Origin of the sequence: Paenibacillus sp. PL91 (assembly GCF_012935325.2) — a bacterium.
Classification (GTDB): domain Bacteria; phylum Bacillota; class Bacilli; order Paenibacillales; family Paenibacillaceae; genus Pristimantibacillus.
Genome location: NZ_JABBYG020000033.1, coordinates 19,475 through 42,856, shown reverse-complemented (window position 1 = coordinate 42,856; position 23,382 = coordinate 19,475). Strand labels below are relative to the sequence as shown.

General features: G+C 48.8%; 14 protein-coding genes. 5 read left to right on the top strand and 9 right to left on the bottom strand.

Going from position 1 to position 23,382, the window contains the following annotated elements:
• The first annotated feature begins 482 nt into the window (after positions 1-482).
• Complete coding sequence (locus tag HI950_RS33925) at positions 483-2,930, top strand: beta-propeller domain-containing protein (RefSeq protein ID WP_169087147.1); 2,448 nt, start codon at positions 483-485, stop codon at positions 2,928-2,930.
• Positions 2,931-3,034: 104 nt separating this feature from the next.
• Here the strand turns inward: HI950_RS33925 and namA are convergent, their stop codons facing one another.
• Complete coding sequence (gene namA / locus HI950_RS33920; RefSeq protein ID WP_169087145.1) at positions 3,035-4,063, bottom strand: NADPH dehydrogenase NamA; 1,029 nt, start codon at positions 4,061-4,063, stop codon at positions 3,035-3,037.
• A 158-nt stretch (positions 4,064-4,221) separates the two neighbouring features.
• Between namA and HI950_RS33915 the strand changes: the two genes are divergently transcribed.
• The 4 genes from HI950_RS33915 (at position 4,222) to HI950_RS33900 (ending at position 7,629) form a co-directional block, all read left to right on the top strand.
• Positions 4,222-4,659, top strand: coding sequence for an Lrp/AsnC family transcriptional regulator (locus HI950_RS33915; protein ID WP_169087143.1), 438 nt, complete (start codon positions 4,222-4,224; stop codon positions 4,657-4,659).
• Between the two features lie 92 nt (positions 4,660-4,751).
• Entirely contained in the window at positions 4,752-5,717 is a 966-nt protein-coding gene (locus HI950_RS33910; RefSeq protein WP_169087140.1) for an ATP-binding protein, read from the top strand.
• A 27-nt stretch (positions 5,718-5,744) separates the two neighbouring features.
• The gene (locus tag HI950_RS33905) at positions 5,745-6,617 is read left to right on the top strand and encodes a tetratricopeptide repeat protein (RefSeq protein WP_169087138.1); all 873 of its coding nucleotides are present in this window, start codon (positions 5,745-5,747) and stop codon (positions 6,615-6,617) included.
• A gap of 46 nt (positions 6,618-6,663) precedes the next feature.
• Positions 6,664-7,629 carry an acetylxylan esterase gene (locus HI950_RS33900; RefSeq protein ID WP_169087136.1) on the top strand — a complete coding sequence of 322 codons (966 nt, stop codon included), beginning with the start codon at positions 6,664-6,666 and terminating at the stop codon, positions 7,627-7,629.
• Between the two features lie 454 nt (positions 7,630-8,083).
• On the opposite strand, the gene HI950_RS33895 is transcribed toward HI950_RS33900, so the two are convergent.
• From HI950_RS33895 to HI950_RS33860, 8 genes are all read right to left on the bottom strand, one after another.
• Entirely contained in the window at positions 8,084-9,526 is a 1,443-nt protein-coding gene (locus HI950_RS33895; RefSeq protein WP_169087134.1) for a nicotinate phosphoribosyltransferase, read from the bottom strand.
• 102 nt (positions 9,527-9,628) lie between these two features.
• Positions 9,629-10,102: a YdeI/OmpD-associated family protein gene (locus HI950_RS33890; RefSeq protein ID WP_169087132.1), complete on the bottom strand. Its 474-nt coding sequence runs from the start codon at positions 10,100-10,102 to the stop codon at positions 9,629-9,631.
• Positions 10,099-10,698, bottom strand: coding sequence for a response regulator transcription factor (locus HI950_RS33885; RefSeq protein ID WP_054026617.1), 600 nt, complete (start codon positions 10,696-10,698; stop codon positions 10,099-10,101). The genes HI950_RS33890 and HI950_RS33885 overlap by 4 nt, the downstream gene beginning before the upstream one ends.
• A gap of 28 nt (positions 10,699-10,726) precedes the next feature.
• Positions 10,727-11,845: a sensor histidine kinase gene (locus tag HI950_RS33880; RefSeq protein ID WP_169087130.1), complete on the bottom strand. Its 1,119-nt coding sequence runs from the start codon at positions 11,843-11,845 to the stop codon at positions 10,727-10,729.
• A 156-nt stretch (positions 11,846-12,001) separates the two neighbouring features.
• Complete coding sequence (gene desA, locus HI950_RS33875) at positions 12,002-13,057, bottom strand: Delta(5) desaturase DesA (RefSeq protein WP_169087128.1); 1,056 nt, start codon at positions 13,055-13,057, stop codon at positions 12,002-12,004.
• Between the two features lie 255 nt (positions 13,058-13,312).
• Positions 13,313-14,542, bottom strand: a complete 1,230-nt coding sequence (locus HI950_RS33870) for an aminopeptidase (RefSeq protein WP_169087126.1) — start codon at positions 14,540-14,542, stop codon at positions 13,313-13,315.
• 189 nt (positions 14,543-14,731) lie between these two features.
• Positions 14,732-21,403, bottom strand: coding sequence for an S-layer homology domain-containing protein (locus HI950_RS33865; RefSeq protein WP_223285665.1), 6,672 nt, complete (start codon positions 21,401-21,403; stop codon positions 14,732-14,734).
• Between the two features lie 105 nt (positions 21,404-21,508).
• Positions 21,509-23,104, bottom strand: a complete 1,596-nt coding sequence (locus HI950_RS33860; protein ID WP_169087422.1) for an extracellular solute-binding protein — start codon at positions 23,102-23,104, stop codon at positions 21,509-21,511.
• Between the last annotated feature and the right edge of the window lie 278 nt (positions 23,105-23,382).

Genomic DNA, 23,382 nt, shown 5'->3' with positions numbered 1-23,382 from the left:
GATCTAGTTTCTAGATCTATTTTTCCGATGCCCCCCTTTTTGAGGCTGGTTGGTGGGGGCGCGATGGAATAGATCTAGTTTCTAGATCTATTTTTGCAAAATTGGTTAGTTTGATGGAAATAGATCTAGTTTCTAGATCTATTTTTCCGATGCCCCCCTTTTTGAGGCTGGTTGGTGGGGGCGCGATGGAATAGATCTAATTTCTAGATCTATTTTTGCAAAATTGGTTAGTTTGTCGGAAATAGATCTAGTTTCTAGATCTATTTTTCCGATGCCCCCCTTTTTGAGGCTGGTTGGTGGGGGCGCGATGTAATAGTGTGGTGTCTGAGCTAGCGGCACAAAGCCTCCGCTTCCGGACAAGTTATAATTTTTCGTTAAAGCCGTCCAATTCACGCAACTATTCCTGCAAACCTTGCGTTTATGAGGATAATTAAACCATATTAGAAAAAACAACATTAGGATACTGAAAGGGAGGATTAAGGATGCGAAGTAAAGCGGCTGCTGCGTTGATGCTGGCAGTATTACTGCTGTTTGCACCCGCTGCCGGGGGACCGTTCAAGAAGCTGGTTTCCGCGGAAGCTGATATTCATCTTGTCGTGCGTGGTACAGCTTTATCTACCGACGCTTTTATCGAGAATGGCAATACCGTTGTCCCTTTGCGAGAAATTTCGGAAGCGTTAGGAGCGGAAGTCAGCTATGAAACTGGAACGGACGGCAAGCAGATCATAACGTTGAAGCGTAATGACCGCACCGCTTCCCTTACGATCGGCTCCGCCGTTATGACCGCAAACGGAAAAAGCATTCGATTAGAAGCACCCGCACGTCTTCATTTTGACGTTACGATGGTTCCGCTTCGTGCGATTTCCGAGTCGCTGGGCACGGTCGTAACGTGGGATGCTTCGAAGCGCATCATATCGATTGACGATCCGATAGAGCTGCCGACGGTTGGCTCGGAAGAGAAGCTGCGCGAGCTCATGGAAACGATGAGCGCTCAAAATCGGATCGTTAACAAATCAGGCGTTGTGGCAGATGGAAGCATCAGGGAAGAAAGCGCTGAAATCGCCGCTCCCGCCTCGGATGAATCAAAAAACAGCAGCGACTATTCGCAAACGAATGTACAGGTTGGCGGAGTAGATGAGGCAGACTGGGCCAAAACGGATGGCCGTTTCATTTACCAGCTTAGCGGCTCGCGCGTGCTCATTTCGGACATTGCAGATTCCGCGAGGCCGAAGCTTGCGGCAACCCTCGACTATACGGCAAAGGATGGCTTCAACCCGCAGGAGCTATATGTTGATGACAAACGTTTAGTCGTCATTGGACAGCGTCAAGTCAGACTGCCTTATCCTGCCGCTGGCGGAGACCAACCTGTAACCGGCGGTGCGGCTAGCAGAGAGAGCGGACTTGCTGACGATGCCCCTTCCGATGCAAAGCGAGGTATATGGATGCCCGTACCGATGCTCTCAACGGTGAAGACGTTTATTTACGAGCTAAATGAGGCGGGGCAGCCTAAGCTTGTGCGCGAGACCGAGCAAGAGGGCAGCTACAGCTCCTCACGCAAAATCGGCAGCGCCTTGTATGTCGTAACGAACAAAAACAACTATTCGTATCCGTTATATGATACTGGCAAGGACGGCGGCAATACTGCAAAAGATCAGCTCCCTGCCTCCTTTCAGCCTCTGTATAGCGATTCGGCGGAATCCAGCGAGCTGAAATCGCTGCCTCTTGATTCGATTCGCTATTTCCCTGAATCGCCTGATGCGAATATGCTGCTCGTTGGCGCTATCGATCTTGATGCCGCTGACCAGCCTTTGCAATTATCCGCATATCTCGGCTCAAGCCAGACCATTTACGCCTCTGAAAAGCACTTGTACGTTGCGATCTCCAAATATACAGCCGAAGGAGACGCCTATAAGCAGGAGACGCAGATTCATAAATTCCGTCTAGATCAAGGACGAATCGTCTATATCGGTGAAGGCTCGGTTCCCGGCACGATTTTAAACCAATTCTCCATGGATGAGCACGAGGGCTACTTCCGGATCGCTTTGACGAAGGGCGATATGTGGGCAAGCGGCAAAGACGGCTCAACCAATAATCTTTATGTGCTGGATGAGAAGCTTAACACGGTCGGAAAGCTGGAAGGCTTAGCGCCAGGCGAGCGCATTTACTCCGTCCGCTTCATGGGCGGCCGCGCTTACATGGTTACCTTCCGCAACGTTGATCCTCTGTTTGCGATCGACCTAAACAATCCGGTTAAGCCCGCTGTTCTAGGACAGCTGAAAATTCCCGGCTACAGCGACTATCTGCATCCTTATGACGAGAACCATCTTATCGGCTTCGGCAAAGAAACGGTTGAAATTCCGTCGAAGGGAATGGGCGCGAACGAGACGATGGCCTTTTACCAAGGGATGAAAATAGCCCTGTTCGACGTCTCCGACGTTAGTCATCCGAAGGAAAAATTCAAAGAAACCATCGGTGATCGCGGTACGAATTCCGAGCTGCTGCAGGATCACAAGGCGCTTCTCTTCTCCAAGGAAAAAGGGCTTCTCGCTTTTCCGGTTGAGCTGCTGGAAATTAAGAACAAAGAAACGATTAAGTCCGCCGACTCTCTCGCTTACGGGGAGTTCACTTATCAAGGAGCCTATGTGTATGGCATTGACTTGAAGAAGGGCTTTACGCTGCGCAGCCGAATTACGCATCTGACAGCCGAGGATCTCGCAAAAAGCGGGCAATACGGCTACGATTACAATAAAGCCGTACGGCGCATCCTCTATGCGGGAGATACCCTGTATACGCTGTCCGATCATATGCTCAAAGCAAACAATCTGTCGAGCTTAAAGGAAAGCGGGTCGCTCGCTTACCCGGCTAAGCCGAAGGATAGCGCCATATATCCGGATGGCCGGCAAGTACAGCCAATGCAGATTACCGAATAACCACCCATTCATAGCCCGCCCATCGAACAAAAGATCGCCGCGTCTATCCTAAAAAGGGTAGCTCGTGAGCGATCTTTTGTTATTTCCATGGGAGGAACGATTCCTTACTCCGAAACGGCATGCCTGTAATCAAACCAATGGCCGCGATAAGGGGCAGGCTCATCTATATTAATGCCGAGCTGCTCAGCAGCTACCCTTGGCCAAAAGGGGTTCCGGAGCAGCTCCCTGCCAACCGCGATCAGATCTGCACGCCCGTTTTGCAAAATTTCTTCGGCTTGCAAGCCTGATGTGATCAGCCCGACTGCCGCAGTTGGTAGACCTGAGCCGCGCCGGATCTGCTCCGAATAGGGTACCTGATATCCAGGATAAACCTTTGGTTTGTCCGGATACACGCCTCCGCTGCTGACATCAATCAAATCAACGCCCAGCTCCTTCATCCGCGATGCATAATACACATAGTCTTCTACCCGATTCCCCTCAGGACCGTATTCTTCAGCCGACACACGCACAAACAAGGGGCCGTTCCAGACGCCGCGGATTTCCGTAATGACCTCCTGCAGCAGTCGAAATCTTTTTTCCCTTGTGCCGCCGTACTGATCTTCCCTCTTGTTCGTATATGGCGAGAGAAAATCGTTAAGCAAATAGCCATGCGCGGCATGAAGCTCAATAACATCGAATCCAGCGGCTGCCGCTCGTATGGCTGCTGCCTTAAAGGCATATATCACATCCTGAATTTCTTCCAATGTGAGCACTCTTGCCACTCTTTCTCTATCTGCGATTTCCGAGGCGGATACCGCCATTCCCTGCCTATTCGTTTTACGTCCGGCCAGCCAAAGCTGGATGCCAGCCTTTGATCCCTGTGCGTGCAATAGCTCCGTCAATTCCTTCAGCTTGGGAATGTGGTCGTCGCTCCAAATGCCAAGCGATCCGCTGTCCCTCCCCTGCTCCATCACCGCGCTTACCTCCAGCATGATCAATGCTACCTGCCCAAGCGCTCTAGCACCATAATGCAGCTTATGCCACTCTGTCACTTTTCCATCCTCGCCAGCGGCCAGCGTTCCCATAGGGGACATCATGATGCGATTTTTGAGCTCCACATTACGAATGGTAAATGGCGTAAACAGCAAACTCATATCGTCTCTCTCCTCTCATAAACCTTTACAAAATGTATCTTCATTTTATATGATAATTTTCAAGTGTTGAATGGAAAAACAACGGACTTATCCTCAATTCATCTTTATTTTCATCATAAAATAATGCCCTTACTTATGTTTTTAAAGGAGATGTTTAAATGGACCAGCTTGACCAAAAAATCATTGCCATCATGCAGGAGCAAGGGAGGATTTCACTGACGGAATTAGGAAAATTAGTCGGGCTCTCTCAGCCTGCCGTCACGGAACGGGTTCGAAGACTGGAAGAAAAAGAAATCATCAGCCAATACCGCGCCGTTGTCCCCGCACAAAAGATCAATAAAACGATGACTGCCTTTCTGCTCTTCCATACTAAAGATTGCGAAGGACTTGTTAAATTTTGCAAGCAGGCCGACGATTTAGTGGAGTGCCACCGGATAAGCGGGCAATACAACTATTTGCTGAAGGTCGTAACCGAATCCATGCAGTCGCTGGAGGCATTCATCAACGCATGCGGCAAATACGGCGATTCCACGACGATGATCGTCATGTCTACCCCGATTGACTACAAGCCGCTTATTCCTCTCCTTGCGGAATAATGTCCGGTTCTTTTATTTCTGTACAGTATCTACCAATGATCGTCAAAAATTTGTTACACTAAGAGCAAATTATTTATTAAAGGATGATGACGATGTCTGATCATAACGACCGTGATGAGCTCGCAGATCGCCGTCGCAATAAGCTGAAGGTGCTTCATTTTGATGCGAATGGAAAAGATTTAGTTGAGTCCGAGAAACCGGATGAGACTTTCGCCGATGTGGGTGGACTTGAAGATGTGAAGAAAAAAATTCGCATGAACTTTATTTTGCCGCTGAAGCAGCCTGAGCTGTTTGCGGCCTATGGCAAGGAAGCGGGAGGAAGCCTGCTGCTCTACGGTCCTCCCGGCTGCGGCAAAACCTTTCTTGCTAGAGCAGTTGCCGGTGAAATAGATGCGAACTTCATGCATATCGAGCTGCAGGCCATCCTTGGCATGTACGTTGGGCAGAGCGAGAACAATTTGCATGATATTTTCGAGAAAGCGCGTGAAAATAAGCCCTGTGTCATCTTTATCGACGAGCTCGACGCAATGGGCGGCAGCCGCAACCAAATGCGTCAGCATCATGACCGCATCCTCGTCAATCAGCTTTTGATGGAGCTTGACGGGCTTCGGACATTTAACGATCAAGTATTTGTCATTGGCGCGACGAACACGCCTTGGTACCTCGATTCGGCGCTGCGCAGACCCGGCCGGTTTAACCATATGATTTTTGTACCGCCGCCGGAAGAAAATGAACGGGAAACGATACTGCAGCTGAAGCTTTCAGGCAAGCCGCTCTCCTCGCTCGATTTGAGCAAAATCGCGAAGGAAACGAAGCATTTCTCAGGCGCTGATCTGGAGCAAATCGTGAAGGATGCCGTTGAAGGCGCATTGGAGAGAACACTTGAATCCGGTGTTATTGAGCCGATCTTGCAGGATGATTTGAAGAAAGCGTCCAAGCAGCGGAAAGCGACAACGCTTGACTGGTTTGCCACTGCCAAAAACTATGCAACGTTCAGTGATGTCAACCAAGACTATCAAATCGTGCTCGATTATATGAAAAAAAATAGTTTAAAATAATCGACTAATTGCGAGGTAGGCATTTCTATGATAGAGAGAGCTATAAGCAGCCAGCGACATGATCGCATTCAACAGCTGATGCAGTGGAATAAATATAAAGAGGCTTCCGAGGAAGCGCTCCAGCTTATTCGGGAAACGCCATACGATCCGGATGCTTATGCGCTGCTTGGCCATGTGTGCCTCCGTATGGAGAACTATGATCAGGCCATTCACTGGTCCGGCGAGGCGCTGCAGCGCGACCCGGAAAACGAGCTTGCCTGGTTCGTTCGCGCCAATACGTATTACGAAATGGAACATTGGAAGGACGCATTAGAAGCCATAGACGAAGCGCAGCGAATCGATCCCTATGAGCCTCATTATTTTTTCTTGCGTGCTAATATAAGCAATAAGAAAGCAAAATTCAATGAGAGCAGAGATTACCTGTTAAAGGGGCTCGAAATTTCCCCTGAAAATCCGCTCTATTTGGCTAATTTAAGCTACACGGAAGCTCTGCTGAAAAATAACTCCGAATCTAAACGTTTGTCGAACGTCGCTTTGCGTTTAGAGGTAGAATCGGATTTGGTCTATTTATATTTGGCTTGGTCCGCCGAACAGCGGAGTGATTATGACGATTATTTGCTCATGCTCAAAAATGCGATCAGGCTCGATCCCGACAACAAGCAAATTCGCCAGGAATTTCTTAAGGGGCTGCAAAAAAACTATACGTTCTATCGCATCATGCTTATGCCTGGCAACCTCATTAAGAAAATGAAGCCATGGCAAGTTTTTCTAAGCTGGATCGTGCTTTGGTTCTTATTCAGACCGCTCGTCATCGTCTTTATCGTCCTCTATATCATTACCCACTGGGTAACCAGGCTGCTTGTTCATGTCAAAGTTTTTGGCTGGACGCGCCGAAGGTAGTATTTACCATCTGCAACAACATTCCAATAAAAAGGCGGTTAGCAAAATGGCACAGCCCTATGATTTGCCCCTTGATCAATTACGTGAATATAAGCCGGCTTTGACGCGTCGAGATGACTTTGAAGATTTTTGGACTGCGACGCTGTCCGAATTAGCCAAAGTACCGCTTGCATACGAGCGCACTGAACTGAGCTATCCGGTGAAGGGCATAAAGGTTTACCGCGTCTTCTACCAAGGCTTTAATGACGCGAAAATCGAAGCGCTTCTCGCTTTGCCAGACCAGAAAGAGCCACTGCCGGGCATCGTCTCCTATCACGGCTACAATTGGTGTGTTGACGGCGATGTACATGATACGGTTAATCTTGCCTTGAAAGGCTATGCCGTTCTCAAAATGTTCTGCCGCGGCCAGCACGGAGAGAGCCAGGATAATGTCATTTCATCTAACGGGCATGTTGCGGGCTGGATGGCCAAGGGCATCCAAAACAAAGAGGAATATTATTACCGTGCTGTCTATATGGATGCGGTGCGCGCCATTGATGTACTAGCGGCTATGCCGGAGGTTGACGCTAGCCGAATCGCGGTAACAGGCGGCAGCCAAGGCGGAGCGATTACGCTCGCAGCAGCTGCGCTATCGGACGTTCCTAAGCTTGCGGTTGCAGATCACCCTTACTTATCGGATTTTGAGCGCGCAATCGACGTAACGCCGCGCGGGCCATACAGCGAGTTGAATGACTACTTCCGCCGCCATTCGGGCAGCCCAGCGATCGAGACCAACGCGAAGGAAACGTTGAGCTATTTCGACATTATGAATTTAGCGCCGCGCATTCGCTGCTACTCATGGCTGACGATCGGCCTCATAGACGATATTACGCCTCCATCTACCGTTTTTGCCGTCTATAATCATTTAGCCTGCGAGAAAGACATCGCCGTCTATCGCTACTTCGGTCATGAGCTTGTACCCGGCTCCATTGCGCCGCGCCTGCAATTATTTATGGATTACTTGCAAAGCTAGAGTCATGTAAGACAAAGAGATTTACACAATAAGATATTATTGAAATAAAATATACCAAAATTAAAAGCCTCCAAACCCGCTTCGGAAGTGGAGTTGGAGGCTTAGCTTTCTGATCATTCGTGTTTTAAAGTGGGACGACAAAATTCCCAACAGGACTATTTGGAACAGTCCCTTAGCGATTGCCGGTTTTACCAACCGGTTTTTCGTTTATTCCGCCGACTAGTTGCTCCGCCATAAGCGCATGGGTAATTATTCGGATGCCCCGTTTCACCCATCCCATCCCGCTCCGCATTGGCTTGGATCGAACAAGAAGGTGTGTACCCTGGAATCCCCTGCTTCACGAATTAGCCTAAAGGCCTCGTGTATATGCTCCTTCACTGGCGAAGCTTGAAACGGCCCAAGCGTCATAAAAATATGAGCTTCTTGACTTGTCCCATTTGGAACAGGCGATTTTCTACATCTGATGCCGCTGAATCAAATCCCTCTTCAGTTCCCATAATGCTTCGCTTAAATTGACGCGATACGCTTCAGCGTTCAGCTTCCTCAAATATTGCGGCCAAAACAACTCAAACTGTCCCTGGTGGTAGCTGCGGATTTGCTCGAGGCTTGGCAGCTTGTACACCAATTCCCCCTGAACAAAGATAGGTTTTAATAACGGAACTGCTTTATAATGCTCAATGAATTTGTGAATATAAGGATGAATGGGGTCAAAAAGCTTAATTCGCTCGCCCCTTTCAAGATGCTGCTCCCCTTTAAGCGTAATATAATCCGCCTCTGCTTTTCCGGTTTGCGTATTTACAATGCGGTACAGCTCCTTGAAGCCTGGAGTCGATACCTTCTCCGGGTTAGCCGAAATTTTAATAACCGGCTCGTAGCTGCCAGCCTTCTCACGCGCGACCAGCTTGTACACGCCGCCGAGCGACGGCTGATCCGTAGCGGTAATCAGCTTCGTCCCAACGCCCCATACATCAATCTTTGCGCCCTGTGATTTGAGATTAGCGATAATCCCCTCATCCAAGTCATTGGAAGCAACGATTTGCACGTAGGACAACCCCGCTTCATCCAGCATCTTTCGCGCCATTTGCGATAGATACGCGAGGTCGCCGCTATCCAAACGGATCGCATTCATCCGTTTTCCTTGCTTCTCTAATTCATGGGCAATTTTTATTGCGTTCGGAACCCCGCTTTTGAGCGTATTATAGGTATCGATCAGCAGCGTCACATAGTCAGGCAGCGATTCTGCATAGGCGCGGAAAGCCTCTTCCTCCGTGTCATGTCCCTGTATCCAAGAATGAGCATGCGTTCCTTTGGCAGGAATGCCAAAGAGCATGCCCGCTCGCATATTGGAAGTCGCATGGAAGCCGGCAATATAAGTGGCCCTAGCCCCCCATATGGCAGCGTCAGCCTCTTGCGCGCGCCTCGTCCCGAACTCAAGCAGCACATCATCCGGCGCAACCTGCTTAATACGTGCAGCCTTCGTCGCGATCAGCGTCTGATAGTTCATGACGTTAAGGATCGCGGTCTCTACAAGCTGCGCTTCAAATATGCGTGCCTCCACGCAAAGCAGCGGCTCGCCGGGAAAAACAAGCGTTCCTTCCTCCACCGAATAAATATTGCCCGTAAAACAAAACTCGCGCAGCGCGTCCAGAAACTCTTCCTTGTAATTCTCCTCCTGGGTACGCAAATAGGCAATTTCCTCATCGCCAAAATGGAGCGAGCGGATATAGTCCGCGATTCTCTCTAATCCCGCAAATACGGCAAAGCCGTTGCCGAATGGAAGCTTGCGGAAATAAGTTTCAAATACCGCTTTCTCATTCATCGTTCCTTGCAGCCAATGCGCGTACATCATATTGATTTGATATTTGTCGGTATGAAGTGTCAAATTATTATAGCTCATCCCATTAACTCCCTTCCTTAGTACTCTTTCCTTAAGTCGTATCGATCACTCAAAATAACAAAAATACGCCCTAGAGAGCGTCAATGCCGTCTCGATGGCGTATTATGATTTCAGCTTTTGCCCGCCAGATAATCTCTGAATCGCTTTGCTGATCCGGTCTATTCTCGTTTCAGCCTTCTTCGCCGCTTCAATCCAGCTGACGTATTCTTTCTGATAAGAGTAGGCGAGATTTTGAAAAAAAGCTCCTGCCGCCTCATTAGCCGCTAGCTGATGGGCAAAATCGTCCGGCAACGATATCCTGCGTTCATCCTCGTCGCGTTCCATTGTAACACTAACTTCGCTGCCTGCCTCTGCCTTTGCTGCATCTCTTAACGCTTGGTTAACGACCATATAATGCATCCCGTTGCCATGAGGCATTAGCGACCCTTTGTAGGCAATACCATTTACCGTCCCTTTTACCGCGACCTGCGATTTAGAGCCATAATGCTCCTCTACGTCAAATGGTACCTTCACATATGTCCACGCCCCAACAACCGCCGGTTTCACCAAAACCGCTTCAAAGTGATGGACTTTCATTTGAACCAGCCCTTTTCCTTGAAACGAGTAATCGCTTCAATGCGGTTGCTGACGTCAAGCTTATCGAGAATGACAGATATATAGTTGCGAACCGTTCCTGTCGTAATGAATAGCTCGCTCGCTATTTCCTTCGTATTTTTCCCGTCTGCAACAAGTACAAGCACTTCCTTCTCCCGCTCCGTTAACGGATTCTCCTGGCCGTATGCCTCATCGACCAGTTCAGAGGCGAAGATCCGCCTTCCCGCCATGACGCTCCGAATCGAATTGGCAAGCTCCTCACTTGGGCTGTCCTTCAGCAAGTAGCCGCTCACGCCTGCTTTGAGCGCTCGTTCAAAGTAACCCGACCTAGCAAATGTCGTCAAAATAATGACCTTGCAGCCCTGCCCCTTCAGCTCCTCGGCAGCATCGAGCCCCGTCTTAGCCGGCATCTCAATATCCATAATGCAAATGTCTGGCTTATGCTGATGCACTAAACTTATGGCGTCTTCTCCATTGCTCGCTCTTCCGACGACCTTCATGTCCTCTTCAAGATCAAGCAGCGAAGCGAGGGCGCCCAATAACATGCGTTGATCCTCAGCAATGACGATTCGAATCATAACCCTCAATCCCTTCGTTCGCTAAGCGTTAGTTTTGTTTGATCACATTCGGCACTTTGATCACGAGGGTCGCCCCGTCATCATTCACGATATCCAAGCTCCCGTTTACAAATTCAAGCCGCTCCCTCATGCCTTGAAGGCCATGTCCGCCGCAATTTCTAGCCGAATCGGGGATGCCGACGCCATTATCCTTCACCTTAAGCAGAAAATCGGTGCGCGACGAGTCAATTTTCACCGTGCACATGGAGGCTCCGCTATGCTTCACGACATTCGTGACTGCTTCCTTCAAGCACATGCTGAGTACATTTTCAGTCAATAGATTCGTTTGGCCAAGCTTTAAATCGCCTTCGAGCTCGAACTCAATTTCAGCCGCCTTCAAAATCTGCTTTACCCGAAACATTTCGTCCTCAAGCCTCGTGCCGCGCATCTGCGTCACCATTTCCCGCACTTCCTTTAATGCCATTCTCGCCGTCTGGCGTACGTCATTAATTTCAGCCTGCGCCTGTGTCGGATTTTTGACCATTAGCTTCCCCGCCAGATCGCTCTTTAGTCCGATCAGCGAAAGCTTCTGTCCGAGCGTATCATGCAGATCCCGTGCGATCCGCTGCCTTTCCTCAAGCTTAACCAGCTCCGATATTCGCTTATTCGCATCCTCAAGCTGGCCCTCGAGCTGCCCCTGCTTATTTCGGCTGTACGTATTGAACGGAAGCAGAATCACGACGATCAAGCTTATGAGAATGAAGGGAAACTGGGTGAAAAACAACGAATTTTGAGTAGCAAAGCCATAGTTGACCGTAACGAACGTACTTACGATATGAATCGTGTACAGGGTGAAGAAACCGGCTCGATTCTGAATGTTTCCGATAAAGAACGCCAAAAAAATCGAAAAATAGACGTAGCTGAACAACATCGTCATCGCAATCGATATGACGATTTGCACACTCGTCCAGAAGTATACGAGCCATCCTTTGGAAACGAAGGACAACCGATAACAAATAAAGAACAGGATGATCATAATTATGCCGGATACGACCTCATAGGGCGAGGAAGACCGAAAAATAAAATAAAAAGGCAGAATACAGAAAACTACCCAAACGTATGGGCTGAGGCCTGTTTGTTTATGAAAAATCTGATACCACTTGTTCATGGTCTTCCACCCTTTTTCTATGCCATGCAATGTTTACGTTTGTCGTTCTAATCATTTTATCATATACGTTTGTACAAGTATTTATTTTCCTGGTAAGCGCCATAAACGCCAGAAGCCAGCCTATAACGGCCTGGCTTCTGTGAGTCATGTCTCTATTTACTTAAACTTCAAGCTTGGCTGCGTTGCTTTGAGCTTCTCTGAAGCGGATTCCATTTTCCGAAGACGGTGCTTGATTCCTTTGAAGCTGACAAACTTTTTGTCGGTTTCATCCCATAAGCGGAATTGGAGCGATTCCAAGCTTTCGCTAATCGTAATCGTCGTCGCTCTGTGGAGCGGCGGCGTTGCATTATGCGCTTTTTCCAAGTAATAATTCGGCACTTTCGGGCTCAAATGATGGACATGGTGGAAGCCGATGTTGCCTGTAATCCATTGCAGCACCTTAGGCAGCTTGTAGTAAGAGCTTCCGTCAACGGCAGCCTTTACATAGCTCCATTCGTCTTCATTTTCAAAATAAGAATCCTCGAATTGGTGCTGTACATAGAACAACCAGATGCCGAGCAGACCCGATACAAAGAACACAGGACCTTGCACAAGCAGGAATGCTTGCCAGCCGATTGCCCATATAAGCGAAGCGTACAAGCCTACGATCAAAGCATTCGTTAAATAAGTATTCATTTTTTCCTTGCGTCTCGCGCCTTTTACGTTAAAACGATATTGAATTAAAAATACGCCAATCGGACCAAGCCCAAACATAACGAGCGGATGACGATACATCCGATAAGCGATGCGGCGCATCAAAGGAGCTGCTGCATATTCTTCTATGGTAAGAATCCACAAATCGCCAGTGCCGCGTTTATCGAGATTACTGCTCGTTGCGTGATGAATGGAATGTGAATTTTTCCACTGTCTATAAGGAACAAGCGTCAAAACGCCTGTAATGGTACCAATTATGTCATTTGCCTTTTTGCTTTTGAAGAACGAGCCGTGGCAGCAGTCATGGAAGATGATGAACGTCCGAATCACGAAGCCAGAAGTAAGCAGCACCAAAGGAACAGTAAGCCAGTACGATATCGAGAGACTATAGTAAGCGGCAAACCAGAGCAGTACGAGTGGCACTAAGGTGTTAATAAGCTGTCTGATGCTCGACTTTAAATCTGTTTTCTCAAATGGGGCAACTTCTTTCTTTAGGTGAGCTAATTTCGGCTCTGTCATCGCATTCTTCCTCCTCTATATGACGCTTGGAGAGTATCCCGGACGTCTAACGCAGTATTCTAACTTTATTGTAAAGAAAAGTGTAAGGTGATCACAGTCATAAACGTCAATACGAAAGCATGACAGATGTCATATAGCGAGCTGGAAAGTTACCGGATTTATGTAACAAGTCCCAGAAAACAACAATAAAGGCTATCTGGTAGATGCTTTCGCCTCTTCCAGATAACCTTTTATGCGGAACCTGTGGACTAAAAACTAAATCGCCCAATTCCCTTTACGGAAAATCGGTACACTTGTTCCGTCCTTCGTAATCCCGTCGATGTCCATCTCTGCGGAGCCGATCATGAAATCGTTATGCGTAATGCTTGCGTTGACGCCGTGCGCCTCAAGCTCTTCCGGTGACATCGTTTTGCCGCCCTCAATGTTGAAGGCATAGCCGCTGCCTATCGCAAGGTGGTTCGATGCATTCTCGTCAAACAGCGTGTTGTAGAACAAAATGTTAGACTGCGAAATCGGCGACTCATGCGGTACGAGCGCGACCTCCCCAAGGTAATGCGAGCCTTCGTCGATATCGACCAGCTTCTGCAAAATCTCTTGCCCTTCCTCTGCCTCTACCTTCACGATCCGGCCATTCTCGAACGTCAGCTTGAAACGATCGATAATGTTGCCGCCATAGCTTAGCGGCTTCGTGCTTGAAACGTAGCCGTTTACGCCTGTTTTCAGCGGTACAGTAAATACTTCCTCTGTAGGCATGTTCGCCATGAAGGGAACGTTGTTTACATTCGTGCTGCCCGCCGCGACCCAGATATGCGTCTCAGGCAATTCAATCGTAAGATCCGTGCCCGGAGCTGTGTAATGCAATTTGTGGAAACGGTTCTTGTTCAGCGTCTCGCCTTTGCTATGTAGGTTTTCGTTATGCTCTTCCCATGCTTTAACCGGATCTTCCGCATGCAACCTGACGGAATCGAAGATCGCCTTCCATAGCAGCTCAACGGCTTCCTCTTCCCCTGCTTGAGGGAATACCTTCGTTGCCCATTGCTTGCTGGCGGCCGCAACGACTGTCCAGCTTACTTTGTCGGATTGAATCGCTCTGCGGAATTCTTTTAACCCTTGGCCCGAAGCCTTCTGGAAGCTCGAGATACGGCCCGAATCGATCCCTTTCAGCAAATCGGGGCTTGAGGACACGATAGAGATAAAAGCTGCCCCGCGCTCTACGAACGAGTTACGCTTGCCCGTCTCCCATTCAGGGAACCGCGTGAAAACCTCATCCGCCGCTTTCTCATACTTTAATCGGGACAACGAATCATCGGTCCAATCGACATGTACATTGCTCGCGCCTGCCGCATAGGCTTTGCTTGCTACAAGGCGAACGAGCGCCGCATTATCGACAGCCCCTGTTACGAATACCTCTTGTCCTTGCTGTACGTTCACGCCGATTTTTACAATTAGTTCCGCATACTTATCTAAATGTTGTTCAAAATTCATGATTTGTATTCTCCTTCCATGATAACGATTTTGTACTGTGTTTAAATGCTTGCATAACCTAAATTGTATCGAATTAGGAAGCCCATAGTCAAATGACGCAAAGCAGAGCGGCTTAAACAAATGCATAAATAAAGATCGTCCCCCAGACTTGCCGGAGAACGATCTTTGTTAAGGGTATTAATTATTTTACTATTCCATAACCGTCCATATCATTTTGGCAATTTCGGCACGCGTTACATTCGATTTTGACTCAAAACGATTGCCTCCCTTGCCGTTAACAAGCCCGAGCGTTTTCGCTGCTTCAATGGACTCACGTGCCCAATTCGATGCCAACGAAATATCGTCGAAGCTTTTGCCTTCAAGAGCTGGTGCGCTGGTAGAGTTCACATACGCATAAACTCTCATTAAGATTGCCGCCGCTTCTTCACGTGTAATCGCAGCATCCGGTCTAAATTTTCCTTGATCGCCCGTTACCAGTCCCAGCTCTGAAGCTTTATCGACATACGCCGCATAATATTTGCTGGCGGGAACATCGTTGAACGCGTTTGTTCCAGCTTTCACATCGAAGAAGCCTAGCGCCTTCACTGCTATAACCGCAAAGTCTGCACGCGTTATCGCTTTGTTCGGCGCATAATGATTCGTATCAACTCCATTAATCGCATGTTTGGCTGTTAATTTCGAGATGAATGGCTCTGCCCAATGTCCCGTTACATCCGTAAACGTTTTGCGATACTCAAGAATCGCATAGCTGGAGAAATGATTCGTTACAAAGGCTACTTTATTGTCTTCAAAATGGCTTGGCACATATTCTGATGTGCTGCCGTTCAAGTAATACACACCGGCATAATCGACATCAAATGTCTTTAGCTCCTCCAAGGAGAGCGTACGTGTTACCTTAATCGGCTGATTAAAGCCATGAACGGTTTCAACTGCTCCGCTGCTATTTACGATCTTCAGCTCCAGCGTATAGACAATCCCTGTTGAAGCAAAGCTCTTGTTTTGTTCTACAGCCGCTGCGATCGCCGAAGTCGTCTCATCCGCCGCTTTGACGCTCATGATCAGCTGTATGCTGCTCGCTTGTACGGCCACTTCTGGGAGCGCTCCGACTGGCATGTCCAGCGTTATTGTTCCAGCTGCGATACGAATAGGATGCGCGCTTTGCTGCAGAGCTCGAACGCCCTCTCCGCTAAGCTCAAGTAAGCTAGTTCCAGCAGCTGCTGCGGCGAGTCTCACTTCAATAACCGCGTTTGCAGCCGCGCCGCTAATCGCTTTCTGTACAGCTTCTTTGTCTAACTTGTAGCTGCCATCCTTGATCGCCTCAAGCTCAATTACCGCTTGTAACCCTCCGCCTGGTGTAGGCGTTGGCGTCGGCGTCGGCTCGCCTGGATTCGGTGTTGGCGTCGGTGTTGGCTCGCCTGGATCTGGCGTTGGCGTCGGTGTCGGTGTCGGCGTCGGCTCGCCTGGATTCGGTGTTGGCGTCGGTGTTGGCTCGCCTGGATCTGGCGTCGGTGTCGGTGTCGGTGTTGGCACGCCTGGATCTGGATTTGATGCGCCTGTAGAAAAGCGCCAAATGTCCGAGCGGCCTAAACCGCTATGCTCATCCTCGGCTACCGCATACCATTCATATTCGGTATTGGGGCTTAAATCGCTCCATAATGTCGAAGCCTCCGTACCGCTTTCGGCGTTTACCGTTTCTCCTATTTGCTTGCCCGTATAAACGCGGACGCCAAAATAGTCCGTTGCCACACGTTTGTTTGCTGCGCCTAGATCCAGATCAAGCGAGAATTCATCCTTGCCGGGGAATTCTTTAGGATCGTAGTAATTGTAATCATCAAGCGTTGGCGAATAGGTCTTCATATGAAGCTTGTTATTTTTCATATCAAATTGCATCAATCTTATATAGCCAAGACCGCCATCCTCCGCGCCTTGATAATCAGCAAGCATTTGATACACTGTACGGTCGGCAACACCGTCGCCGTTATCATCAATCGCATCCGACTTCAGCTCTGCATCGTGATAGTGGCCCGATAGCGTAGCGAAAACGTTTTTGTTAGGGAGAACAACCCGTTCATACACCTTATCTGCAATTGGCGCCCGGTTGCCCGAGACTAGCAAATATTCATGGAAAGCCAATATTGCTTTGCGGTTCGGGTATTGCTTCACGATCTTATCCATCCAGTCGATCTCTTCATCGCCGAGGCCCCAGCCCATATAAACGATGATGAAATCATTCCCGCCTGCCGATACCAAATCATAATGCCCCATGTTGTTCTTATATGACCCGCCGAAAGTCGGCTGATCCTTGAAGCGATCCTCGCCGAACCATTTCCAGTAGTCTAGGTAAGAGCCCTTCTGATGATCGACGTCATGATTGCCGGCTAAAACCCCGTAAGGAATTTTTGCGTCATCAAGCACCTTCATATTTTTATCTGCTTCAATCCACTGATATTCCTTGTCCGATTCATCAACGATATCACCGGTGTGGATTACGTATTTGATTTTATTATCAGCCAAATGCTCCCGAATCCAAGCTACGTTGTCACGGTAGTATTGGAAATAAGTTTCCGAATAATATTGTGTATCTGACATCCATACGAATGAGAAATCATAAGGATCATCAGACTCTGCAACTTGGTCCTGCACCATGACTTGAATGCTGCTTCCAACTCTATATTGACCGGCAGCCACCTCAGCACTAAGCTCAAAATCCTCGTTGCCCGCAACGATCGTATCGAGCATGTCCCACTTCTTCGCAGCAGCACTCCATACATACAAGCTGACTTTGCGGCCTTCAAGCGATTTCCCCTTCCAGCTAATCTCAACCAGATCCGTATCCATGACCGACTGATCCAGTGTGATCTCAAAGCGCTGATACGGGAATTGCTCTACCGAGTCGTCGATCAGATATTGTCCGTCGATCTCACTAATTGCCTTATAATCTTCTGCTGCAAAAGCTTTCTCACCGGCAGGCGCCATCTCCTTCGGCGGCTCAACATCCGCTGCGTTGCGATAAGCTTTGAAGCCTGCTTTTGCGTTCGCATCATATTTGAAGCCTTGGAAGAACAGAACCTTCATACTGTCATCGAGCGGATCCTTCACGTTGACAGACAGCTTGACTGCGTTACCCAGATCCGCTGCATTCTGCTGCGGCGAAACGAGCTCTGGCGCAAGCGGATTTTCGTCCGGAACCGTAAAATTCACCTTTGCAGAAGCGGTATTCCCGACCTTATCCGCAGCCGTTACTTCAAACGTGTGCGCTCCTTGCGCAAGCTTTGCCGAAGAAGTCATGTAAGGCAGCTCGATTATTTTGCCATCAAGCGTTGCCTTCTTTTCTTTTACCCCTGCAATCGCATCGGTAATATCTGCGTCAATAACGAATGCACCGCGATAGTCCTTCCCTTCTGTTATAGAAGGCTTAATCGCAGGAGCCGTATTATCAACCTTTACCTTGCGGCTAATCGTTCCCGATGTTTGATGGCTCAACGTTATCCTATGCTCGCCATCCGCTGTTTCTTGCGTATTCCATTTGTAAGCTTTCGCATTCAGCTTCGCATTTGGAATCGCAAATTTAAAATCAACAAATTCATGCTTGCCCGCGCTGTCGCCCATTTTGATAGAAGCGGTCTTGCTCGCGAAGGCAGGATCATAAAGCTCAGTGCCGTCTGCAAGCACGAGGCGAACGTTCCGCACCTCGAAATCATCCTTATTCTCATCGGGGCGATCATCGAACGGGCCTGATTTGGAGCCCGCGTAAATCGACAATACATTCTCGCCCAGCTTTAGACGATCCGCGGAAATCGGCACGGAAAGTGTAGACCAAGCTGGAATAGGATCCAGGAAGGTGTGCAAGATTTCATTGTTTTGGACAACTGCGTTTTTGAAATAATAATCCGCGCCCTGCACCTCGAAGGCGAAGTAGGCATCACGTTCCACGGCATTGTAAGTGTCCGTTGTTAATGCTTTGCCATCGATCGATAGCGCAAGCTCGTCGGCTGCTGCTGCCTCAGCCGTTCCCCGCAGTATTTTGGTGCCGGCAAGGATATCCTCGTTCGATACGTTGAGCCGCAGGTCTGAACGATCCGCCCCGCCAAGAATAGCTACCCGCTTCGGATTGGTCGTTACCGTATTCGTGCCGTCGGATATCTCAAAATAATACTCGATAAATTTGCGGCCAATCAGCTCTGGCGAGAACAGCTTATGGTGATACAAGCTGTCATCATAGCTTATGGTCAAATACCGTTTCGTGTAATCCGTTTGAATATCGGACTTATAATGCAGAAGGAGGGTCTTCACGGCTTGCTCGTCCTGCGCATCACCAATGATTTCAAGCGACTTGGATTGGTCGACCTCAGCAGCCGCCGTTAAATCTGCAATCGTAGGCGGGATATGATCCGCCACAATATGGACCGCCTCAGCCGGTGCTTGTCCTGCAACGATACTTCCTGGTGTAGCAGCGGTGCGGCCAGGACTGTATTTGATCATTGTCGTAGTGCCGTCTGCCGGATATTTATAAAAGATGCCTTTGTCCGCTTTTGTTTCTTCGTCGTTATCGTAATAAGCAGCCGTCACTTCAATGCCGCTGTTCGTTGAAATAACTATCGCGCGCTTTCCGCCATTCGCCATGCCATCGCTGAAGAGCCTAAATAGATTTACGCCTTCCACAAGCTGCGTTCCGCCATAATTGGCGTTAAAGTTAGCCTCAGTTGCAGCAGTATTGTAGCTATTAATGACCCAGAATACGGCCGTCTCTCTTGCCGGGATAATGATATCTTCATTGGAAGTTGGCCAAATCACATCTGCAGATGGGCCGGAATCGGTATAACGGTAACGGATTTTGTAATCCTTCAGATGAATTGGCGCATCGGTGTTATTGTATACCTCTGCGAATTCATAGCCGTCTCCTCCGCCAATATTCGTCGAGTCAGGCACAAGCTCGGTCAATAGCAGCGCCGGAGCCTTCTGCGAGTCAAACTTTTCCGTATTTACTGTTACCGGATACTCGGCGGTCGTTGCTTTGTGAACACCGTCGCTAGCTTCAATGTAATAAAGCATCGTAGCTTCCGTAATGGCTGAGGCAGGAATAAGTGCTTTATAGCTGCCAGCCGAATTTTCCAGCGGAGCCGCCGTGAATAGCTGCTGCGAAACCGACTTGTAATAAATAGTCGCCTGAAGCGCCTCCGGCTTCTCGTCCGTTATGGCAGCGGATACTTGGATGCCGCCTTCCATCTTAGCGTGGCTTACCGATGCGACAACTGGCGCAGCATCGACAGTCTCCGGCAATTTCACCGTTTCAGCGGGAAGCTGATCCGAAGCGTTCGTGCCCGGCGTTGCAGTGAGCTTGCCTGGCTGATCCATCATCCGCATCTGCTTGCTTCCATCAATCGGATATGCATAAAAAATACCTTTGTCGGCCACGGTTTGCTCATCGTTTTGGTAGGATGCGATGGCGATATCGACGCCGCTTCCATCCTTTATGACCAAATCTCTAGCTGATCCATTAGCCATACCGTCATACGTTTGTGTTGGGAACAGTGTCTTATTCGGCACGAGCGCTGTTCCGAACAAGGTGTTGAAATCATCTGCCGTATAGCTGCCGTTGAATTTGTTCTTTACCCATATGACAATCGCTTGGCGCGATGGGATAAGGGCGGCATCTGCCGTTTCGAGCGACCACGGTATATCGGCGCTTGGGCCTTTATCCGGGTAACGATAGGCAAGACTATATGTTTTGAAATCAATCGTTTTGTCTGTATTGTTATAAATCTCTATAAATTCAAATGCGTCACTTCCGCCGCTGTCCGGCACGTTCGTGCTATCGGGCAGCAGCTCCGTAATAAGAAGAGGCGGAACTTTGCTGTAATCAAAAACGTTCGTTTTGACCGTTACTTGGTAAACAGAGGTTCTGGATATCTCAACGCCATCCGATGCCTCGATATAGTAACTTAACTGCGACTCGGTCAGCTTTTCTTTTGGAATGACCGCTTGGAAGCTGCCATTCTCGCTTGTCATCGCTTGCTGCGTAAAAGCAGCATCCGAGCTGTTCTTATAGTAAACGCTAGCGGTTACCGTAACTCCGGATGAGGGCGAGATTTGCGCGGATACCGTCAAGTCATTCTCATACGTTGCATTCGTTACTGCCGTATGCGAAATAACCGGCGGCAAATGAGGCTCCCCCGGAACCTGCGCAGGATCGATGATGCCTGGCGTTGCCGCCATTTCGCCTGCTCTTGCCATCATGACCATATTGACGCTTCCATCCGTAGGATAGGAGTAGAAGATGCCTTTATTTTCTTTCGTTTGATCATCGTTTTGATAGGAAGCGATTGATATAACGTTGTCTGCTTTATCCTTGATGATCAAGTCGCGAGGCGCGCTGTTGCTCATGCCGCCGTCCGTTTTCATCTCGAACACATTTACATCCTCCACCAAGGAGGTGCCATAATTCGCATTGAATTGGCTTACGGCAAGAGCCGGATTTAGCTCATGTATCGTTTTGCCCTTCACCCAAAATACAACCGGCTTATGCGAAGGTATAATGACTTCTTTATCCGTTGACAACGTCCAAGGAATGTTCTGCTCGACATTGGAAGAATCAAAATAGTGATAGATCAGGTTATAGTCCTTAAAATGGATAGGCTGATCTGTATTGTTATACAGCTCGATAAACTCATAAGCATCTGCGCCGCTCACATTTTTCGAATCAGGCACCAGCTCTGTAATCATCAGGGCAGGACCCTTCTCAGCTTCTATAGTCTGCGCCTGTGTCAATGCTTCTTCCGCAAAGCTTGGCTGCGCTAGCGATCCGAATAGCATCGTCGTTAGCGTCACTGCCGATAGCCATTTTTTTATCCGTCTTGGCATTGCTTTCACTTGGATAACACGCTCCTCAAGTAGTTTCAGCCCGAATTCGGGCGCAGGAAAGTTAGCGGAGCCTGCTTGACTCCACCTTATCTGCTGCTTCCCTGTTTATTGCTGGACATACCTCTTATACGCCTGCTCATAGATTCGCATATACTCACCCAGCCCCATTGTCTCTAAGGTAGACGTATAGCGATTCCATGCCGTGAACGCGACATTTCCATTCACAAATTTTAATTCCATATCGCTAACATAGGTTTCAATATCTGCACCTATGGTAGACATAAATAAAGCCTCGTCCTCTGTAAAATGGAATTTCCCCCATACTTCCTTAATCGCGTCCGGCCTTGCTTTCTCCGCTGCTGCCTGCGCTTCCGGCAAGGATTCCGAGCCCTTGAAATACGACTGCTGCACAAAGCCCGGATAGCTGCCCCCGAGCCAAGTAACATAAGGCACTAGCGCCTGATCCTGCGTTAAGCCTTCCGAATGATGTGTAATCGAATCCACATATTCCAGCGTGCCGTCCGGCTTCTCGGTGTAGGTTACGCCCTTCTCTCCCATGAAGAAAAAAGTCGCGCCTTCCTCGCCAAAAAAATAGTCCATCCAGCGTACCGTAGCTTCCGGGTAACGATTGGCGCTCGTTATGGCGAACGCCCCTTGATGGACAAGCGGCACCTTTATTTGCGTATAGAGATGATCGCCATGCGGTCCTTGAAGCGCACCGAGACCTACAAATTCATCTCTTCCCATAACGGTTGCCGGATTCGGGACAATCGCAGCTCCTAGCACACCGTTCTGACCTTTGGCGTTCAATGCGCTTTCTTTTATGGAGAAAATTTCCTTGTCCAGCAGCCCGTCTGCCTTTAAGCCATGAATATACTGCAGCAGCTCCTTATAGGCTGGCTGCGACTTGATGAACCTCAGCTGCCCGGTTACAGGATCAACATCAACCAGCTTATGCCCAAGCCCCCGATTGCCGAGTCCCCAAGCTCCTTTCAGCTGATTGATCAACGTACCAATGCCTACGCCGCTATAAGGCACTTCGTCATGAATCCCGTTGCCGTTCAAATCCGCAGCTTTTACTGCCAGCAAATAGGCTCGAAATTGCTCCGTAGTCTTGGGTTCAGCCATGCCTAGCCGCTCCAGCCATTCCTTGTTCACCCATAGCGGCGTTCCGATCTGCATCGACAAATAGTCCGGATCATAGAAGGACGGGAACGAATAGATATGGCCATTCGGCATCGTAAGCCCTTTGCGCAGAATCGGATACTTGTCCAGCAGCGCTTTGAAGTTCGGTGCATATTCCTCAATTAAGGCATCAAGTGGTATAAGCACCCCCTGTTCCCCATACTTCGCCAGCTCCTCCGATGTAAGGCGTGCCGAATAGAAGGCATCCGGCAACACCTCGCCTGCTAGCGCCAAAGCCCGCTTATCAGCCAACACCTTGAAGGGGACAAGGTCAAATCGCACATTCACATTCGTAAGCTTCGCATAGCTCTTCCAAACGAGAGTCTCTTCGAAGGGCTCGCCATTGTTCGGAGACTTTCCGGTGAAAAAGGTGAGCGTTATCGGTTTTGTTACGATTGGCATCCCAGCCTTGCCGCTTCCTTGCAGCTTGTCTTGATTCTGCATCGACTGGCTGATCGGCGTTAATGCTTTCTCGCCTCCACACCCTGCAATCGCAGTCAATGCCAAGATCCACATCACAAATACATATCTAATAGGCTTACTCACCTGCAAGTAGCTCCCTCTCGTCTCACTCCCCGTTAAGCTTGGATCATACTGCAGTCCGATCTTATAACGGAGCGTTTATTTTTGTGTATCATCGTTTCTTTCGATTGTTGCCCTTTCTTTAGAAACCGCATTAACAATGGAAATTTCAGTATAATCAGGAACTAAACCATAGCTGTAACGACCTGTCTTTACAAAAAATCAAAATTACCGCCATACCCCTACCCGCATGCATGCAGTAACATAAAGAG

What these genes read in the sequence shown, in the direction of transcription:
- HI950_RS33895 (WP_169087134.1), bottom strand. Translation starts at nt 9,526, where the DNA reads ATGAGCTATAATAATTTGACACTTCATACCGACAAATATCAAATCAAT.
- HI950_RS33910 (WP_169087140.1), top strand. Translation starts at nt 4,752, where the DNA reads ATGTCTGATCATAACGACCGTGATGAGCTCGCAGATCGCCGTCGCAAT.
- HI950_RS33925 (WP_169087147.1), top strand. Translation starts at nt 483, where the DNA reads ATGCGAAGTAAAGCGGCTGCTGCGTTGATGCTGGCAGTATTACTGCTG.
- HI950_RS33915 (WP_169087143.1), top strand. Translation starts at nt 4,222, where the DNA reads ATGGACCAGCTTGACCAAAAAATCATTGCCATCATGCAGGAGCAAGGG.
- HI950_RS33900 (WP_169087136.1), top strand. Translation starts at nt 6,664, where the DNA reads ATGGCACAGCCCTATGATTTGCCCCTTGATCAATTACGTGAATATAAG.
- HI950_RS33860 (WP_169087422.1), bottom strand. Translation starts at nt 23,104, where the DNA reads ATGTGGATCTTGGCATTGACTGCGATTGCAGGGTGTGGAGGCGAGAAA.
- HI950_RS33880 (WP_169087130.1), bottom strand. Translation starts at nt 11,845, where the DNA reads ATGAACAAGTGGTATCAGATTTTTCATAAACAAACAGGCCTCAGCCCA.
- HI950_RS33890 (WP_169087132.1), bottom strand. Translation starts at nt 10,102, where the DNA reads ATGAAAGTCCATCACTTTGAAGCGGTTTTGGTGAAACCGGCGGTTGTT.
- HI950_RS33870 (WP_169087126.1), bottom strand. Translation starts at nt 14,542, where the DNA reads ATGAATTTTGAACAACATTTAGATAAGTATGCGGAACTAATTGTAAAA.
- HI950_RS33885 (WP_054026617.1), bottom strand. Translation starts at nt 10,698, where the DNA reads ATGATTCGAATCGTCATTGCTGAGGATCAACGCATGTTATTGGGCGCC.
- desA (WP_169087128.1), bottom strand. Translation starts at nt 13,057, where the DNA reads ATGACAGAGCCGAAATTAGCTCACCTAAAGAAAGAAGTTGCCCCATTT.
- namA (WP_169087145.1), bottom strand. Translation starts at nt 4,063, where the DNA reads ATGAGTTTGCTGTTTACGCCATTTACCATTCGTAATGTGGAGCTCAAA.
- HI950_RS33905 (WP_169087138.1), top strand. Translation starts at nt 5,745, where the DNA reads ATGATAGAGAGAGCTATAAGCAGCCAGCGACATGATCGCATTCAACAG.
- HI950_RS33865 (WP_223285665.1), bottom strand. Translation starts at nt 21,403, where the DNA reads ATGCCAAGACGGATAAAAAAATGGCTATCGGCAGTGACGCTAACGACG.